Annotated in this window: 17 protein-coding genes and 3 pseudogenes; 12 read left to right on the top strand and 8 right to left on the bottom strand. The window is 59.9% G+C overall.

The window, feature by feature from the left end:
* Positions 1–169 (bottom strand): annotated as a pseudogene (locus tag AC0L4F_RS22595) (multidrug transporter); the annotation flags it as partial.
* A 96-nt stretch (positions 170–265) separates the two neighbouring features.
* Positions 266–1,573 carry a signal recognition particle-docking protein FtsY gene (gene ftsY, locus AC0L4F_RS22590; RefSeq protein WP_244691641.1) on the bottom strand — a complete coding sequence of 436 codons (1,308 nt, stop codon included), beginning with the start codon at positions 1,571–1,573 and terminating at the stop codon, positions 266–268.
* Between the two features lie 94 nt (positions 1,574–1,667).
* Between ftsY and AC0L4F_RS22585 the strand changes: the two genes are divergently transcribed.
* A complete protein-coding gene (locus AC0L4F_RS22585; RefSeq protein WP_244691639.1) occupies positions 1,668–2,024 on the top strand; it encodes a hypothetical protein in 357 nt (118 codons plus the stop codon).
* On the top strand, positions 2,021–2,512 hold the full coding sequence (locus AC0L4F_RS22580; protein WP_244691637.1) for a hypothetical protein: 492 nt from the start codon (positions 2,021–2,023) through the stop codon (positions 2,510–2,512). The genes AC0L4F_RS22585 and AC0L4F_RS22580 overlap by 4 nt, the downstream gene beginning before the upstream one ends.
* Positions 2,513–2,529: 17 nt before the next feature.
* Here the strand turns inward: AC0L4F_RS22580 and AC0L4F_RS22575 are convergent.
* A pseudogene (locus AC0L4F_RS22575) lies at positions 2,530–4,216 on the bottom strand (NAD(P)H-dependent oxidoreductase subunit E).
* A gap of 189 nt (positions 4,217–4,405) precedes the next feature.
* Here AC0L4F_RS22575 and AC0L4F_RS22570 point away from each other — a divergent pair.
* Together AC0L4F_RS22570 and AC0L4F_RS22565 are read left to right on the top strand one after the other, a co-directional pair.
* Positions 4,406–5,428, top strand: a complete 1,023-nt coding sequence (locus AC0L4F_RS22570; protein ID WP_244691635.1) for an alkane 1-monooxygenase — start codon at positions 4,406–4,408, stop codon at positions 5,426–5,428.
* A gap of 58 nt (positions 5,429–5,486) precedes the next feature.
* Positions 5,487–5,894, top strand: a complete 408-nt coding sequence (locus AC0L4F_RS22565) for a hypothetical protein (protein WP_244691633.1) — start codon at positions 5,487–5,489, stop codon at positions 5,892–5,894.
* A 146-nt stretch (positions 5,895–6,040) separates the two neighbouring features.
* Here AC0L4F_RS22565 and AC0L4F_RS22560 read toward each other — a convergent pair whose 3' ends face one another.
* Complete coding sequence (locus AC0L4F_RS22560) at positions 6,041–6,784, bottom strand: alpha/beta hydrolase (protein WP_244691631.1); 744 nt, start codon at positions 6,782–6,784, stop codon at positions 6,041–6,043.
* 132 nt (positions 6,785–6,916) lie between these two features.
* On the opposite strand from AC0L4F_RS22560, the gene AC0L4F_RS22555 reads away from it, so the two are divergent.
* From AC0L4F_RS22555 to AC0L4F_RS22525, 7 genes and pseudogenes are all read left to right on the top strand, one after another.
* A complete protein-coding gene (locus AC0L4F_RS22555) occupies positions 6,917–7,672 on the top strand; it encodes an ArsR/SmtB family transcription factor (RefSeq protein WP_244691629.1) in 756 nt (251 codons plus the stop codon).
* The gene (locus tag AC0L4F_RS22550) at positions 7,672–8,082 is read left to right on the top strand and encodes an MAPEG family protein (RefSeq protein ID WP_244691626.1); all 411 of its coding nucleotides are present in this window, start codon (positions 7,672–7,674) and stop codon (positions 8,080–8,082) included. The genes AC0L4F_RS22555 and AC0L4F_RS22550 overlap by 1 nt, the downstream gene beginning before the upstream one ends.
* Before the next feature lie 135 nt (positions 8,083–8,217).
* On the top strand, positions 8,218–10,197 hold the full coding sequence (gene thrS, locus AC0L4F_RS22545) for a threonine--tRNA ligase (RefSeq protein ID WP_244691624.1): 1,980 nt from the start codon (positions 8,218–8,220) through the stop codon (positions 10,195–10,197).
* A 242-nt stretch (positions 10,198–10,439) separates the two neighbouring features.
* Positions 10,440–10,745 carry a BufA1 family periplasmic bufferin-type metallophore gene (locus AC0L4F_RS22540; RefSeq protein ID WP_244691622.1) on the top strand — a complete coding sequence of 102 codons (306 nt, stop codon included), beginning with the start codon at positions 10,440–10,442 and terminating at the stop codon, positions 10,743–10,745.
* Positions 10,746–10,835: 90 nt separating this feature from the next.
* A pseudogene (bufB, locus tag AC0L4F_RS22535) lies at positions 10,836–11,704 on the top strand (MNIO family bufferin maturase).
* Positions 11,701–12,453: an HvfC/BufC N-terminal domain-containing protein gene (locus AC0L4F_RS22530; protein WP_244691620.1), complete on the top strand. Its 753-nt coding sequence runs from the start codon at positions 11,701–11,703 to the stop codon at positions 12,451–12,453. The pseudogene bufB and the gene AC0L4F_RS22530 overlap by 4 nt, the downstream one beginning before the upstream one ends.
* The gene (locus AC0L4F_RS22525) at positions 12,450–13,019 is read left to right on the top strand and encodes a DoxX family protein (RefSeq protein ID WP_244691617.1); all 570 of its coding nucleotides are present in this window, start codon (positions 12,450–12,452) and stop codon (positions 13,017–13,019) included. Before AC0L4F_RS22530 ends, AC0L4F_RS22525 begins: the two co-directional genes overlap by 4 nt.
* Here the strand turns inward: AC0L4F_RS22525 and AC0L4F_RS22520 are convergent.
* From AC0L4F_RS22520 to AC0L4F_RS22510, 3 genes are all read right to left on the bottom strand, one after another.
* On the bottom strand, positions 13,016–13,468 hold the full coding sequence (locus AC0L4F_RS22520; RefSeq protein ID WP_244691615.1) for an NUDIX hydrolase: 453 nt from the start codon (positions 13,466–13,468) through the stop codon (positions 13,016–13,018). The two genes, AC0L4F_RS22525 and AC0L4F_RS22520, sit on opposite strands and share 4 nt — an antisense overlap.
* Positions 13,446–13,814, bottom strand: coding sequence for a hypothetical protein (locus AC0L4F_RS22515; RefSeq protein ID WP_244691613.1), 369 nt, complete (start codon positions 13,812–13,814; stop codon positions 13,446–13,448). The genes AC0L4F_RS22520 and AC0L4F_RS22515 overlap by 23 nt, the downstream gene beginning before the upstream one ends.
* An 86-nt stretch (positions 13,815–13,900) precedes the next feature.
* On the bottom strand, positions 13,901–14,215 hold the full coding sequence (locus AC0L4F_RS22510) for an ArsC/Spx/MgsR family protein (protein WP_244691610.1): 315 nt from the start codon (positions 14,213–14,215) through the stop codon (positions 13,901–13,903).
* Between the two features lie 205 nt (positions 14,216–14,420).
* Between AC0L4F_RS22510 and AC0L4F_RS22505 the strand changes: the two genes are divergently transcribed.
* A complete protein-coding gene (locus tag AC0L4F_RS22505) occupies positions 14,421–14,627 on the top strand; it encodes a cold-shock protein (RefSeq protein ID WP_244691608.1) in 207 nt (68 codons plus the stop codon).
* A gap of 88 nt (positions 14,628–14,715) precedes the next feature.
* On the opposite strand, the gene AC0L4F_RS22500 is transcribed toward AC0L4F_RS22505, so the two are convergent.
* Positions 14,716–15,621 (bottom strand): LysR family transcriptional regulator, encoded by a 906-nt coding sequence (locus tag AC0L4F_RS22500; RefSeq protein ID WP_244691606.1) that lies wholly within the window; start codon positions 15,619–15,621, stop codon positions 14,716–14,718.
* Positions 15,622–15,726 lie beyond the last annotated feature (105 nt).

The following is a 15,726-nucleotide window of genomic DNA, read 5'->3' as shown; positions in this document are numbered from 1 at the left end:
CCATCAGCCCGTAAGAGGCATCAATCGCCCCGCGGCTGAGCCAGGGGTCATGCTGCCCCTTTTGCAGCGCGCCAAACACCGCATGCAAAAACGCCGCCAGCACCGCCAGACCCAGCGCCAGTTGCTGGCCCATTTCGGTCCCTTCAAGGGAGATCAGCCAGGCGCTCATTCAGATCTCACGACAATGGGGGCGCTGCCCCCGACGCCTTTGGCGTCTCCCCCGGGATATTTTTGAACAGAAGAAGGACCGGCGCCCCGCATCCGCTCAGCGATCCAATCCGGTCAGGGCGGCGGCGAAATCTTCGGGATCGAAGGGCGCGAGGTCGTCGATCTTTTCGCCGACGCCAATGGCGTGGATCGGCAAGCCGAATTTGTCGGCCAGCGCCACCAGAACGCCGCCCTTGGCGGTGCCGTCGAGTTTGGTCATCACCAGGCCGGTGACATTGGCCAGTTCCTGAAAGGTTTTGACCTGCGACAATGCGTTTTGTCCGGTTGTGGCATCCAGCACCAACAGGGTGTTATGCGGCGCATCGGGGTCTTTCTTGCGGATTACCCGCACGATCTTGGACAGTTCTTCCATCAGATCCTTGCGGTTCTGCAGGCGACCGGCCGTGTCGATCAGCAGAAGATCCGCGCCATCCCGCGCGGCCTGTTCCATGGCGTCAAAGGCCAGGCTGGCAGGATCGGAACCTTCGGGCGCGGTCAGGACCGGCACGCCAGCGCGATCCCCCCAGACCTGGAGCTGTTCGACGGCGGCAGCGCGAAAGGTATCGCCCGCCGCAATCACCACGTTTTTGCCTGCGGCGCGGAACTGGCTGGCGAGTTTGCCGATGGTTGTGGTCTTGCCCGACCCATTCACGCCCACCACCAGAACGACCTGGGGCTTTTTGGCATAAAGCGGCAGGGGTTTTGCCACCGGGTCCATCACCCGCGTGATTTCCTGTGCCAGCAGCTCCTTGATTTCCTGAACCGAGAGTTTGCGGCCAAACCGGCCTTCGGCCATATTGGCGGTCACGCGCAGCGCGGTATCGACGCCCATGTCCGATGCGATCAGCAGCTCTTCGAGCTGTTCCAGCATGTCATCATCAAGCGTCCGGCGCAGCACCTCGGGGGAACTGCCGCGCCCCAACATGCGCCCGATCAATCCGGGCTTGCGGTCAGCGGGGGCCTTGCGGTCAGCGGGGGCACTGGGCGTTGTGGCGGGGGTCGCGGCAGGGACCGGGATTTCCACCGGCGTCACGCTTTGCGGCACTTCGATTGGTGTCGCCATCGGAATTTCCGATTGGGTCTCTGACGGCAGTTCCTCTGGCGCTTTTTCCGGCAGCTCCTCTGGCGCGGCGCGCTCTGGGGCCGGTTCCGGGCTTGTTGGTTCGGGGCTTGTGGGTGCAGAGCTTGCCGGTGGTGGGCTTTCCGGTGTTGGGCTTGCCAGAGCGACGCCAGTTGCGCGCCCAGAGGTGTCGTTCGGCACCTCCGCCGAAACCTCTCCACCGTCGCCAACAATTGCCTCCAGCCCTTCGTCCAGCTTGGACGAGGATTTGAACAACCGATCTTTCAGCTTCCCGAATAACGACATGGGCAGGCATCTCCTTTGATCTTGACCTATAACTTTGTCGTCACAAGGAAAAGGGCCGGTTGACTTGAATCGCACGGCTGCCATGACTGATGCCATGTGGTCTCTTTGTCTGGGTCTTGTGTTATGTCTGCTTTTCGCGCCCCCTTTGCGCGCGGCCGAAGGTATGGCGGAAGGCCCGCACCATGACGCGGTGCGGACCTGCGACGCCTTGGCGGCCGCGGCGGAAACCACCGGCCTGTCAGTGGATTTTCTGGCGCGGGCAGTTTGGGAAGGCGCTGAAGACACCAACGCCGAGGCCATCGCAGCGACCGCCACGGCACTTGCGACCCTGCAAGAGGACTATGGCAATCCCGGTCTTGCCGCCCTGGCGCATTTTGCGGGCACCGAACAGGTCGAAACCTTCATGGGTGGTGGCGGCATTCCCCCGCCAGCGTCGATTTCATCATCATGACTACCGGCCATATTCCAGAGATCTGGCGCGAGCTTCCCGCCGATCTGGCCGAGCGGGCAGAGATTCCGCCGCTGGCGGTCGATGTGGCCTTTCACCCGGCTTGCGTGGAGTGGATCGCCGGGCGTTGGGGGGAACCGCTGCCCGATCTGGTGCCGCTGCCACCGCGCAGCGCGCCGATGATCCTTGACCCTTCGGAGCGCAGCCTGCGACCCCGGCTGCGGCCGATCCCAAAACTGGCAAAATGGGGCGCGCAGCTGGCCTTTGGCACCAGCCGCGACCGTGCAGAAACCAATTTCACCCGCGCCACCCGGGCCTGTCGCAACGTGGTGGGCGACACGCCCGACTTTGTGCATGTGGAAAACCGGGTGCGGGGTCGTGAAGGATATTGGATGGCCCGCGTCAGCCGGATGGACCGCGACGAATCAGAAGAGATTTGCCGCAAGGCCCGTGCGCGCGGCTGTTCCTGTGTGGTTTACAAGAATTACTGATGTCAAAGATCCTGCGGTCAAACCTCGTCCGGGAAATGCGCCATGGTCATGCGGATCGGATTTGGCGCGGCCTGCCCCAGACCACAGATTGATGCATCCGCCATCGCCTGACAGATCTCTTCCAGCAGCGGTTGGTCCCAGTGATCCGCCTGCATCAGCTTGACCGCTTTTTCACAGCCCACCCGGCAGGGCGTGCATTGGCCACAGCTTTCATCCTCGAAAAACCGCAACATGTTCAGGGCGGCGTCGCGTGCACGGTCCTGATCCGACAGGACCACCACCGCCGCCGATCCGATGAAGCTGCCATGTGGCTGCAAGGTGTCGAAATCCAGCGGAATATCGTCCATTGACGCGGGCAACAGGCCCGAGGACGGCCCCCCCGGCTGATAGGCCTTGAAGCGGTGGCCCGCCGCCATGCCCCCCGCCGCCGCAATGATATCGGTGATCGTCGATCCGGCGGGCAGAAGGTAGACACCGGGCGCGGCCACCCGCCCGGACACGGAATAGGACCGCAGGCCCTTGCGGCCATTCTTTTCAACCGCGGCCAGCACATCAGGCCCCTCGCGGCAGATCCGGGCCACCCAATACAGGGTTTCGACATTATGTACCAAGGTCGGGCGGCCGAAAATTCCGACCTGCGCGACAAAGGGCGGGCGGTGACGCGGCATGCCGCGCTTGCCCTCAATGCTTTCGATCATCGCGCTTTCTTCGCCACAGATATAGGCCCCCGCCCCCCGGCGCAGGTCGATATACCCCGGCGCCACAAGGCCGGCGGCCTCCAATGCTGCGATTTCCCGGCGCAGAATTTCCAGCACCGCCGGATATTCATCGCGCATGTAGATAAAGCAGGTCTCGGCCTCGACCGCCCAGGCGGCGATCAACATACCTTCCAGAAACACATGCGGTTCCCGTTCAAGGTAAAACCGATCCTTGAATGTGCCCGGCTCGCCCTCGTCGCCATTCACCGCCAGATAACGCGGCCCGGCATTGTCGCGCACGAAACCCCATTTCTTGCCCGACGGAAACCCGGCCCCGCCCAATCCGCGCAGGCCAGAGGCCAGGATCTGGTCCTGGACCGCCTGCCAATTGCCAGAGGTTCGCAATTTGGTAAGGGTTTTGTATCCATCACCTTCACAATATGCGGCAAGATCCTGAAATGGCGGAATTTCCGCATGGGTGTCGCCGTTCGCCACAGCGGTCTGAACCTTGTCCATTGTCGCATGATCGATATGTTTGTGACCCAATTCCAACACCGGCGCGGTGTCACAGCGCCCCATGCAGGGCGCGCGGAGAACCCGGATCTGGTCCGGGTTCAGACCGTCCTGAAGCGCCAACCGCAGCTCTTTGGCGCCAACCAATTCACAGCTTAACGAGTTCACAGACCCGAATGGTCAGCGGCGGCGGCGCGGGATCTTCTTCGCGCAGGGGGTCGAAATGGGCATAGAAGCTTGCGACCTCCCAGACCTCGGCCATGGGCAGTTTCATCTCTTCGCAGAGCGCACGCAGATGACGGGCAGACAGATGGCCATGGGCGTCTTGGATCAGATGCAGGAATTCAATCAACAGATCGCGACGGCGGGGCCGATCGCCCAGCAGGGTCTGAACCTCTGCCAGGGCGGTATCGTCGAATTGACGGCCCTTGGGGGTGTGACGCCCCTTGCCCCGGCCCGATTTCCAGACACCTTTGCCGTTCGCTGCTGCCATTTTGTCTACCTCCGCTCTCTGCCTGACCATAGAAACCGTTCCGACCATCCGCGAGGTCAAATGCGACAATTTACCGGGCAATCACGTTGCTTTTGCGTTCCTTCTTGTCGGGATCTTGGCGATAGTTACCCTATCGGAAACACTTTTGCCGTTTAATGGCGGCTGACATCTGTTTGGATTTTCGTTCAATTGACCCGATTTACCTTTGCCACCCTTGTCCCGGTCCTGTTGCTGTTTGCGGCGGGCTTCTTTGGCGGGTTCTGGGTTTGGGGGGCCTTGGCCTATATCACCTGCCTTGTCGCGGGGTTGGATCAGGTGAAATCCATGGCCGCCCCCGCCGATCCCGGGGTGGAATTTCCGGCGGGAACCGGGCTGTCGGTGGTGCTGGCGCTGGTGCATTTCCCGCTGTTGGCGTTGGCGGTTCATGTGGTGTCCGGCATGGGGCCCGCCAGCGGCGCCGAAAGGTTTGGGGCCTTTCTGGGGTTTGGCCTGTTCTTCGGTCAGGTCAGCAATTCCAATGCGCATGAATTGATCCACCGGGGCAACCGTCATCTGCGCACCCTGGGCAAGGCGGTCTATGTATCGGTGCTTTATGGCCATCATGCCTCGGCCCATCCTTTGGTACATCATGTGCATGTGGCAACGCCCGATGATCCGAATTCGCCGCAGGGACGCATAAGTTACTATCGTTTTGCCCTGCGGGCATTGCGCGGTGAATATGCGGCGGGAAAGGCGGCGGAAACCGCACGGCGCAAACGGGCGAAGAAGACCGGAATGCACCCATATACCCTATATGCGCTGGGCTCTGTGGCGACGGGACTGGTGGCGGCAGGGATCGGCGGAATTGCCGGCATTCTGACGCTGGGTGCGATTGCCCTGCATGTCCAGAGCCAACATTTGCTGTCGGATTATGTGCAGCATTACGGGTTGTTCCGCCGCCGCGATGCCAACGGGAAACTGGAACCTTGCGGGCCGCAGCACAGCTGGAATGCGCCGCATTGGCTGTCCTCGGCGATGATGCTGAACGCCCCGCGCCATTCCGATCACCATATGCGCCCCGGCGTGGCATATCCCGGCCTTGTGCTCAGACAGGATACGATGCCCACCCTGCCCTATCCGCTGCCGGTCATGGCGCTGATCGCGCTTTGGCCGGGGCAATGGCGGCGCATCATGGATCCACGGGTCGCCAAATGGCAGAACCCGGCTGGATAAGGCTGCTTGCGGATTTGTGACTTGCTCCCGGCGGGGTGCATCTGGCAGAACATGACCCATGTTGAAAACTGTTCTTGCGACCTGCTCTGCCGTTGTCATTTCGGCCACATCTGCCTTGGCTGTGGACATGTCCGCGGCTGAGTTCGAGGCCTATACCACCGGAAAAACACTGTATTACGGTGCCGAGGGCCGGGAATACGGGGTCGAGGAATATATGGAAAACCGCCGCGTGCGCTGGTCCTTTCTGGATGGGCGCTGTCGCGAAGGCGAATGGTACGAAGACGCCAACGGCCTGATCTGTTTTGTCTATGAAGACCGGCCAGATCCGCAATGCTGGTCGTTTGAACGTGGTTCCGGCGGCGGACTTGTGGCGCGGTTTCAAAACGATCCCGAAGGCACATTGCTTTATGAAGCAAACCGCAACGATGAACCGATGCTGTGTCTGGGACCGGAAATCGGGGTCTGACGGTCAATATCCTGCGAGGGAAACCCCGGGTGCACCCGATTGGGCACACCGGAGTTGGGCGCACTGGGGTTGGGCGTACCGGAGTTGAGCGCACTGGGCCGTCCCCTGCACTGGGCTGTCCCCTGTAAATCCAGCCTATTTGTCGGTCAGAGCCCGCTCACCTCGTCAATCGCGCGGGCGATCAGCGGCAGACAATCGGGCGCGGAAAAGCTGTGATCGGCCCCTTTCAGGAACGTCAGCGAGATGTCGGGGCAATCGGCATGATCCAACAACCGCAGTGCAGTGTCGCGGGTGACGGCGGTGTCGTTTGTGCCCTGCACACAGCGCACCGGAAACGGCAAGGCAAGCGGGCTGCGCAACACCAGACGGGTGCGGCCATCTTCGATCAGGCGGCGGGTGATGCGATAGGGATCACCGTATTCTGACGGCACATCGCGATAGCCCTGTTGCATGACTTCGTCGCGTTCGGTTTCGCCAAAGCTGGCCCAGAACCCGTCTTCGGTGAAATCCGGCGCGGCAGCAATGGTGACCATCCCGGCAATATTGCCGAGCCGCTGTGCCATCATAAGCGAAATCCAACCGCCCATAGAAGAGCCAACCAGCACCAGCGGCCCGTCACAGGTGGCGCGGATCACCGCCTCGGCATCCTCGGCCCAATCGCCGATACAGCCGTCTTCAAACGCACCGGAACTGACGCCGTGGCCCGAATAGTCGAACCGAAGGAACGCACGTCCTTTTGCCCGGCACCAGTCTTCCAGCCAAACCGCCTTGGTCCCGGCCATGTCGGATTTGAAACCGCCCAGAAACACCACGGTCGGGCCCTGCCCAGCGGTCTTGTGATAGGCGATGTGACGCCCCTGTTCGGTGTCAAGAATGCGGTGCTCGGCCATGAAAACCCCCAAGTTTTCCCGAATATGCAAATGCAACGCGCCGTGTGCAATGGGGGAATGGCGCAATGGGGGAATGTGAAAGTTAGGTGACCCCATTGTCACGTGACTACTTAATCACATATAGTCGATTCCATGGATGCACTTTTCAAAGCCCTCAACGATCCCGCCCGCCGCGCGCTTTTGGATTTCCTGCGTGCCAAGGACGGCCAGTCGCTGTCCGAACTGGAAGACCAGCTGGAAATGACCCGGTTCGGGGTGATGAAACACCTGAAGGTGCTGGAACAGGCGCATCTGATCATCACCCGCCGCGAAGGTCGGTTCAAATATCACTACCTCAACCCTCTGCCGCTGCAGGACATGGTCGACCGCTGGGTTTCGCCATTTCTGCGGCAACAGACCCGTTCAATTCTTGATCTGAAAACACTGCTCGAACTGGAGACCCGAATGGGGAAACCCGATTTCATGATGCAAACCTTTATCCGCTGCACTCAGGATGCACTCTGGGAGGCACTGACCAAGGCCGATCAAATGGCGGCCTATCATTTTCTGTGCAACGAGGTGCGCGGCGATGTGGCGCCGGGCAATGTGGTGGAATTCATCCGCCCCGATGGCAGCGTGATGCTGCAACAGGTGGCCCAGGCGCTGGACCCCAAAAGCCGGATCGAAATGACGTTCGAGCCGAAATTCATGGGACCGGATGCGCCATCGTCCAGCATGGTCTATCTGATCGAGCCGCAAGGCGGGGATCAGGCCGACATCTGCAAGCTGACCATCGAACATTACAATATCGCGCCGGGCCAAGAAGGCTTTGGCGAAGGCTGGGCACGGCTTGCGGCCTCGCTCAAATCCTATCTGGAAACCGGTGTCGCCCTGAAAGGAGTTGCATGATGGAACATTTTCCAACCGAACTGGGCGTGTTGACCTGTTTGATGATCCTCGCGGCGTCGCTTTGGATTCCCTATATCGTTGGGGTGAGCAAATCAGAGATCGCAGGCGATCCGTTTGACCGGCCTTCGGATTTGCGGGAATTTCCGGCCTGGGTCCACCGTGCGCATCGGGCGCATCTGAACCTGCTGGAGCAGGCGCTGCCGTTTGCGGTGCTGGTGCTGATCCTGAATGCGGTCAGCGGGTTCAGCACGCTGACCTATTGGACCGCCATTGCGTTTTTCTGGCTGCGGGTGGCCCATGCCATCGGCATGATCAGCGGTCTGGCGCGTTCGCCGCTGCGGCCCATGATCTTTGTGTCCGGGTGGCTGTGCATCTTGCTGCTGGCCTATGCGGTATTTGCCGCGATCTGATTAAAATGCGCTGGTCCGATTTGCCGTCAGATCGGGCTTCGCGCTTGACATAGGGTGGGTTGCGGTTCAAATCGCCCCACCACATACCCGCAACCGGGCGTTCAGTAGGCGCCAAACCGACGAGGAGGCCCAAACATGGCTCAAATCTCCCTTACTTTTCCCGACGGCAATGCACGCAGCTATGAGGCTGGCGTGACCCCTGCGGATGTGGCTGCTGACATTTCAAAATCCCTCGCCAAAAAGGCGATTTCGGCCACCATTGATGGCCAGCATTGGGATATGCAGTGGCCCATCCAGAATGATGCGCAGATCGCGATCAACACCATGAAGGACGACGCCCCGGCGCTGGAACTGATCCGGCACGATCTGGCGCATATCATGGCGCGCGCGGTGCAGGCGCTTTGGCCGGATGTAAAGGTCACCATCGGGCCGGTGATCGACAACGGCTGGTACTATGACTTTGACCGGGCAGAGCCGTTCACCCCCGAAGATCTGGGCGAAATCGAAAAGAAGATGCGCGAGATCATCAATAAACGTGATCCCGTCCGTACCGAGGTTTGGGACCGCCCCCGCGCGATCAAACATTACGAAGACAACGGCGAACCCTATAAGGTCGAACTGATCGACGCCATTCCCGGCGATCAGCCGCTGCGGATGTATTGGCATGGCGAGTGGCAGGATCTCTGCCGGGGTCCGCATTTGCAGCACACCGGGCAGGTTCCGGCAGATGGCTTCAAGCTGATGAGCGTGGCCGGCGCCTATTGGCGTGGCGACAGCAAACGTCAGATGTTGCAGCGGATTTACGGCGTCGGCTTCCAGAACAAGGAAGACCTGCGCAAATACCTCAACTTCCTCGAAGAGGCCGAAAAGCGCGATCACCGCAAACTGGGCCGCGAGATGGACCTGTTTCACATGCAGGAAGAAGCGCCGGGTCAGGTGTTCTGGCATCCCAACGGCTGGACCATCTATACCCAGCTTCAGGATTACATGCGCCGCAAACAGCGCGCAGGTGGATACAAAGAGATCAACACCCCGCAGGTTGTCGACCGCAAGCTGTGGGAAGCCAGCGGCCACTGGGACAAATACCAGCACCACATGTTTGTGGTTGAGGTCGACGAAAGCCGCGATGGCGAAAACGATGATGCCGCGGTCAAGGACAAGGGCCAGACACGTATCAATGCGTTGAAACCGATGAACTGCCCCTGCCACGTGCAGGTGTTCAATCAGGGTCTCAAATCCTATCGCGATCTGCCGCTGCGGTTGGCGGAATTCGGTTCTTGCGCGCGGTTTGAACCGTCGGGCGCGCTGCATGGCATCATGCGGGTGCGCGGCTTTACCCAGGACGATGCGCATATCTTCTGTACCGAAGAGCAAATTCAGGAAGAATGCGCCCGCTTCATCGACTTCCTTGCCAATGTCTACGAAGAGCTGGGCTTTGCCGAGTTCGAGATCAAATTCGCCACCCGCCCGGAAAAACGGGTCGGCACCGAAGAGAGCTGGGACTATGTCGAAAACGCGTTGGAAAACGCGATCAAGGCGGTGGGGCGTGACTATACGTTGGAACCGGGCGATGGCGCGTTCTACGGACCGAAGCTCGACTTCTATCTGACCGATGCAATTGGCCGGGTCTGGCAATGCGGCACTTTTCAGGTTGACCCGAATCTGCCCGAACGGCTGGGTGCCAGCTATATTGCCGCCGATGGCGACAAACACCGCCCCTATATGCTGCACCGCGCCACATTGGGCAGCTTTGAGCGGTTCATCGGCATTCTGATCGAGAACTGGGAAGGCAAGCTGCCGTTCTGGCTCGCGCCGCGTCAGGTTGTTGTCGCCTCGATCATTTCGGACGCAGACGATTATGTGCACGAGGTCGTGGCGGCCTTGCAGGCCAAAGGCGTGCGCGCCGAAGCCGACATTCGCAATGAAAAGATCAACTACAAGGTCCGCGAACATTCGCTGGGCAAGGTGCCGGTGATCCTGGCGGTTGGCGCACGCGAAGTAGAAGAGCGGACATTGACCGTGCGGCGGCTGGGACAGAAGCAAACCACTGTAACATCTCTGGCCGATGTCGTGAACGAATTGGGCCTGGCGGCCACCCCGCCGGACCAATTGTAACATTCCAGCGCTGGAACCATGCGGGGCGTCACAATTTCCGGGGCGCCCCGTTTTGATTCTTAAACACTTTTTTCATGTTTCTCGCAGGTGCAGCATCACGCAGCCCTGACAGGTGATTACGCATCCGTGACCCACGGCGCTGTGAAGTGCTTGTTGACGTTTCCACGGCATAGTCTTGGACAGCCACCGCAGGGATGGCTTGGACCAAACACTTGAGACACATGACAAAAAGGGATGTACCTATGTCGAATATCATGAAAACCGTTGCCGTTGCCGGTGCCGTTGCTGCCGCTCTTGCCGCTCAGGCCTCCACAGCCACCGCACAAGCGCAGGAAAAATGCTTCGGTGTTTCCATGGCTGGCGCCAATGATTGCGCCGCCTGCCCCGGCACAACCTGCGCCGGCACATCCACCGTTGATTACCAAGGCAACGCATGGACGCTGGTAGATGCCGGCACCTGTGCCGAAATCGAACTGCCTGCAATGGCAGACGGTTCCGAACGCATGGGCTCGCTCGAAGCTCTGGACCGCGACCTGCCGCAAGGCTGATGCAACATAAGGCTGGGCAGGTTGCTCAGCCTTACGCTAGGCTTGGGGTGGGCAGATCTGCCCACCCTTTTTTTGAATTGGGGACGCGCCATGCCTGATGCCAGCCATCACTTTCCTGATCTGCCAGCCGCACCCGGAGTTGGCTATAAACCACAGCATTATTCGGACATTCTGACAAACGCCGCGCCAGTGGAATGGCTGGAGGTGCATGCAGAAAACTACATGGGGGATGGTGGCAGACCCCTGGCGCAATTGCGCGCCCTGTCAGAGAGATTTGCCATGTCGGTGCATGGCGTCGGCCTGTCGATTGGTGGCGAGGGGCCGTTGGATGCCGACCATCTCGCCCGGCTGAAACACCTGTGCGACTGGCTGCAACCGGCGCGGTTTTCCGAACATCTGGCCTGGTCGACGCATGAGAGCCATTTTCTGAACGACCTGCTGCCCCTGCCCTATACCGATGCCACGCTGACGCGGATTTGCGATCATATTGATCAGGTCCAGACCGTGGTCGGACGGCAAATGCTGCTGGAAAATCCGTCGTCTTATCTGGCCTTTGCCGAAAGCACCTGGGAAGAACCGGCGTTTCTGAACGAAGTGGCCCATCGCACCGGCTGTGGTCTGCTTCTGGATGTGAACAATGTGTTTGTCTCGGCGACCAACCTGGGATTTTCCCCCAGAGCTATATTGATGCCTATCCGCTGGACCGGGTCGGGGAAATTCATCTGGGCGGACATGACGAGGATGAGGACGACCACGGCGCGCCGCTGTTGATCGACAGCCACGGGCGCGAAGTGGTGGATCCGGTCTGGGCCTTGCTGGATTACACGCTTGAACGCGCCGGGCTGCGCCCCCTGTTGGTGGAATGGGACAATGACGTGCCGGAGTGGGATGTGTTGCGGGCAGAAGCCAGCCGCGCCGCAACCGCACTGGCCCGCCTGTCGGCACAGGTGCCTGCATGACGACCCAGGCCGACTTTCGCGCCGCGTTGCTGGATGCCAGCGCCGAGATCCCGACTGGATTGCAAGACGGCGCAGGCCGCCCCGCCGGGCGACGCTATGACGTCTATCGCAACAATATCGCAACCTCTCTGGGTGATGCTTTGCTGACCGGGTTCCCGGCCGTGGCGAAACTTTTGGGAGAGGTGAATTTCAAGAATCTGGCCGCAATGTACCTGCGCGCCGCGCCGCCCGACAGCGCGCGGATGATGTATTTCGGCCATGGCTTCGGGGATTTTCTGCAAGGTTTTGCACCCTTGGCAAAATATCCCTATCTCGGCGATGTCGCGCGGTTGGAATTTGGCCTCCGCGAAAGCTATCACGCGGCAGATCATGTGCCGGTGGCGGCAGAGGCGCTGGCAATTGCCCCAGAGGAATTGATGGCCGCGCGGCTGGGGCTGGCCCCGTCGCTGCGCCTGTTGCGCTCGTCCTATCCGGTGGTGTCGCTTTGGGCCTATAACATGCGGCCCGGCGCGCCAAAGCCGCAAGGCGTGGCCGAGGATGCGCTGATCCTGCGGGCAGAATTTGACCCGGAACCACATGTTCTGGCGCCGGGTGGCGCAGATTTCATCACGGCGTTGCAGGCGGATGCCACGCTTGGCACCGCATATGAGGCCGCCCTGGCCCAAGATCCGGGCTTTGACCTATCGCCGCTACTGGGCCTTCTTCTGGGGGCCAATGCATTGACATACTTGAAGAAAGACACGAAATGACCGCACTTGTGAATCTGCATGACATGATTTTTGACGCAATTGAACGCGGCCTGTCCGGGCTGTTGCCTTTGCTGGCGCGGTTTGTGTTTGCCGCTGTATTGCTACTGTATTTCTGGAACTCCGGGGTGACGAAACTGGGCGACGGGTTGTTCGGCTTTTTGGTGCCGTCAACCGGGGCCTATGCCCAAATTTTCCCCAAGGCGTTTGAAGCTGTCGGTTACGATTCCAGTCAACTGGGCGTGTTTCACTGGCTGGTTGTTGTCGCGGGCACCTGGGCCGAATTCATCCTGCCGTTGATGATTGTGCTGGGTCTGGCGACACGGTTGGCGGCGCTGGGAATGATCGGATTTATCGCGGTGCAAAGCTTGACCGATCTCTATGGTCACGGCGGCATCGAACATGCCGCAACGCTTGGCGCGTGGTTTGACCGGATGCCGGATGGCGTGATCCTGGATCAGCGGGCGTTTTGGGTGTTCTTGCTTGTGGTGCTGGTGGTCAAAGGGGCCGGCGCGCTGTCGCTTGACCGGGTGCTGAGCCGCACGGTCCTGGGGCGGGTTGAGGATTAACCGCGCCCCAGCGCACGTTTGATAACCGTATCCACATCGGTGCTGAGCGGGATCTTCTGGCTCAGCACATCTGCAATCAAATGCCATTCGGCGGCCGCCGCATCATCACAGGCCATCAAGGCCCCCTGCGCCCCGGTGCAACGCACGGCAATCAACAGATAATGAAACAGCAGCGCGCCAGCGGCGTCATGCCGGATCAGATCAAGACACATCAGGGTTTCGACCGCCTGCGCAGAGAGGCAGGTTTCCTCTGACAATTCCCGCAGGGCGGCTGCATGCACGGTTTCACCGGCCTCGACATGGCCGCCGGGAAACCCCCAGAGACCCGCATCGGGCTTGTCCGCGCCCCGACGGACCAGAAGGACGCGATCCCCCTCGATCACCACCGCCAGGGCGCCGACGCGCGGGAAAATTGTGGTGGAATTGTCAGAAATGCGCCTTTTCCTCATCCGGTTTGCCCGCAGCCAGCGCCAGAACGCCACCAAGGCCGGTAAAGGCGATCGGGAACATCGTGCCAACGTTGAAGCCATAAGCAACATACATCAGCCCACAGGCCAGCAACATCGCGATGCCGCCCCAAAGCGCCCGCGCCTTGGCCATCGCGCCACCGGCAATCGCCAACAGCGGCGACAGCACCGCAGCCGCGCGAATCAATTCGATATTGCCGACTTGTTCGGCCAATCCGTCGATCTCGCCAAACCGGTTCACCGCCTCGGTATAGCCATAACTGAAAAACCCGACGATCATCGCGATCACGCCGCCAATCACCCCAAGGGTCAGTGCTGCATTGCGCATTGTGGCTCCTTTATTGATTGCCTGACAGTCAGGTAAGGGTTGCGGGGCAGAGTTCCAAGGCGGGAATTATTCCCGCCTTTCCCCGGCTATTTCACCAACGCGGCCTGCACATCTGCACCCCAGCCAAGATAGAGCGTCGCACCATCCTCGATCAGCGGGCGTTTCATCAGGGTTGGATGCGCAATCAAAAGCTCACGCGGGGGTGTTTCGCGGGCCTTTGCCGACAGATTGCGCCAGGTGGTGGAACGCGTGTTGATCATTTTTTCGCCAAAGATTTCCAACGCCCGGTCCAGAACATCCCCCGGCACACCCTCGGCGCGAACATCGACAAACGTGGCATTTTCCAAAGTTTTCAGCGCCTTGCGGCAGGTGTCACAGGTCTTGAGACCGAAGAGTCGCATGTTTTTCCCTCAAAATCAGCACTGCATAAAATATCACCCATCCGCCCGAGGACCAGCGCCTTGTCCTTGATTTTTTACAAAGCCGTGCAATCCTTTTTGTCGTGACCCCGATGATCAGCCGAAATGACGCGCTGAGAGGCGGACAAACAACCAATATCCGGGGGGCTGGCAGCACCCCCAAAGCGAATTTGAAGGAGACGCGGACATGCCAACAGGCACCGTGAAGTGGTTCAACACCACAAAAGGATACGGGTTTATTGAACCCAATGGCGGCGGCAAAGATGTCTTTGTGCATATTTCGGCGGTCCAGCAATCTGGCCTGACCGGATTGGCCGACAATCAAAAGGTGGAGTTTGAGCTGGAAGAAGGCCGTGATGGCCGCCAGATGGCATCGAATCTGACACCGCTCTGACCTCCTGTTTCAATGGCGGGCGTATTGAACAAGGTCCGGGGAGCAGCTCCTCGGCCCTTGCGGGCTTCCTCGCCTTTTTCTGCGGGTGTTATTGTGCCTGAAGCCTGTTTGCCTCGCTTCGGGCCAATGCAATCAGGTCAGTCATATAGGGTTTTTCGGCGTCATCCTTGCGGATGGCGGCATATAACCTGCGCGTCAGACCCTGCTGTGTCAGCGGCCGGGTGACATAGTCGGAATTGTATTTGACCTCGCGCACCACCCAATCCGGCAGCACCGCAACGCCGCGATTTGATGCCACCAGAAGCAGGATGACGGCGGTCAGCTCGGCCTGACGCACCGCTGCCGGTTCCACGCGGGCGGGGATCAGAAGCTGGCTGAACACATCCAGCCGACTGCGTTCCACTGGATAGGTAATCAGGGTCTGACCGCGAAAATCCTCGGCGTCGACATAGGGTTTCTGCGCCAGGGGATGATCCTTGGACGCGACAAAAACCGGTGCATAGTCAAAGAGTTCGGCGAATTCGACATGCGCCAGGCTTTCCGGGTCGGACGAGACCACGAGATCGACCTCTTCTTTTTGCAGCGCGGGCAGCGCGTCAAAGGCGAGCCCCGGGCGAATGTCGACATCGACATCTGGCCAGGACTTTCGAAAGGCCTCGAGCACCGGAAAAAGCCATTCAAAACAGGCATGGCATTCGATCGCGATATGCAGGCGCCCGGACTTGCCATCACGCAAGCCGCTGAATTCCGCTTGCAGGGTCTCGATCTCTGGCAGAATCTTCTCCGCAGCCCGCAAGAGGCGCATGCCAGCGGCAGATAATTTCATCGGTTTTGAACGGCGGACAAACAGCTCGACCCCGGCCTGATCCTCCAAGCCCTTGATCTGATGAGACAAAGCGGATTGCGTGATATTCAGCTGGTCGGCTGCCTTGGCCAGACCGCCCGCTTCGTGTATCGCCCTGATCGTGCGCAGGTGTCGAAATTCGATATGCATATCCGCCAATCCTGTTGCCCAGCTCATAACCTTGATGAGATTTATGAGTTTGTCTCACATGGGCACATCTGCGACAAGGTGGAAACTTTGACAGGAATCGCCATC

It is taken from the genome of Marinovum sp. J2-8 (assembly GCF_055808435.1).
The sequence above is the reverse complement of the archived record's forward strand: the minus strand, read 5'-3'. Positions and strand labels throughout refer to the sequence as shown.

What these genes read in the sequence shown, in the direction of transcription:
- AC0L4F_RS22530 (WP_244691620.1), top strand. Translation starts at nt 11,701, where the DNA reads ATGACGACCCAGGCCGACTTTCGCGCCGCGTTGCTGGATGCCAGCGCC.
- AC0L4F_RS22555 (WP_244691629.1), top strand. Translation starts at nt 6,917, where the DNA reads ATGGATGCACTTTTCAAAGCCCTCAACGATCCCGCCCGCCGCGCGCTT.
- AC0L4F_RS22515 (WP_244691613.1), bottom strand. Translation starts at nt 13,814, where the DNA reads ATGCGCAATGCAGCACTGACCCTTGGGGTGATTGGCGGCGTGATCGCG.
- AC0L4F_RS22565 (WP_244691633.1), top strand. Translation starts at nt 5,487, where the DNA reads ATGTTGAAAACTGTTCTTGCGACCTGCTCTGCCGTTGTCATTTCGGCC.
- AC0L4F_RS22560 (WP_244691631.1), bottom strand. Translation starts at nt 6,784, where the DNA reads ATGGCCGAGCACCGCATTCTTGACACCGAACAGGGGCGTCACATCGCC.
- thrS (WP_244691624.1), top strand. Translation starts at nt 8,218, where the DNA reads ATGGCTCAAATCTCCCTTACTTTTCCCGACGGCAATGCACGCAGCTAT.
- AC0L4F_RS22500 (WP_244691606.1), bottom strand. Translation starts at nt 15,621, where the DNA reads ATGCATATCGAATTTCGACACCTGCGCACGATCAGGGCGATACACGAA.
- AC0L4F_RS22510 (WP_244691610.1), bottom strand. Translation starts at nt 14,215, where the DNA reads ATGCGACTCTTCGGTCTCAAGACCTGTGACACCTGCCGCAAGGCGCTG.
- ftsY (WP_244691641.1), bottom strand. Translation starts at nt 1,573, where the DNA reads ATGTCGTTATTCGGGAAGCTGAAAGATCGGTTGTTCAAATCCTCGTCC.
- AC0L4F_RS22520 (WP_244691615.1), bottom strand. Translation starts at nt 13,468, where the DNA reads ATGAGGAAAAGGCGCATTTCTGACAATTCCACCACAATTTTCCCGCGC.
- AC0L4F_RS22505 (WP_244691608.1), top strand. Translation starts at nt 14,421, where the DNA reads ATGCCAACAGGCACCGTGAAGTGGTTCAACACCACAAAAGGATACGGG.
- AC0L4F_RS22580 (WP_244691637.1), top strand. Translation starts at nt 2,021, where the DNA reads ATGACTACCGGCCATATTCCAGAGATCTGGCGCGAGCTTCCCGCCGAT.
- AC0L4F_RS22540 (WP_244691622.1), top strand. Translation starts at nt 10,440, where the DNA reads ATGTCGAATATCATGAAAACCGTTGCCGTTGCCGGTGCCGTTGCTGCC.
- AC0L4F_RS22550 (WP_244691626.1), top strand. Translation starts at nt 7,672, where the DNA reads ATGGAACATTTTCCAACCGAACTGGGCGTGTTGACCTGTTTGATGATC.
- AC0L4F_RS22525 (WP_244691617.1), top strand. Translation starts at nt 12,450, where the DNA reads ATGACCGCACTTGTGAATCTGCATGACATGATTTTTGACGCAATTGAA.
- AC0L4F_RS22585 (WP_244691639.1), top strand. Translation starts at nt 1,668, where the DNA reads ATGTGGTCTCTTTGTCTGGGTCTTGTGTTATGTCTGCTTTTCGCGCCC.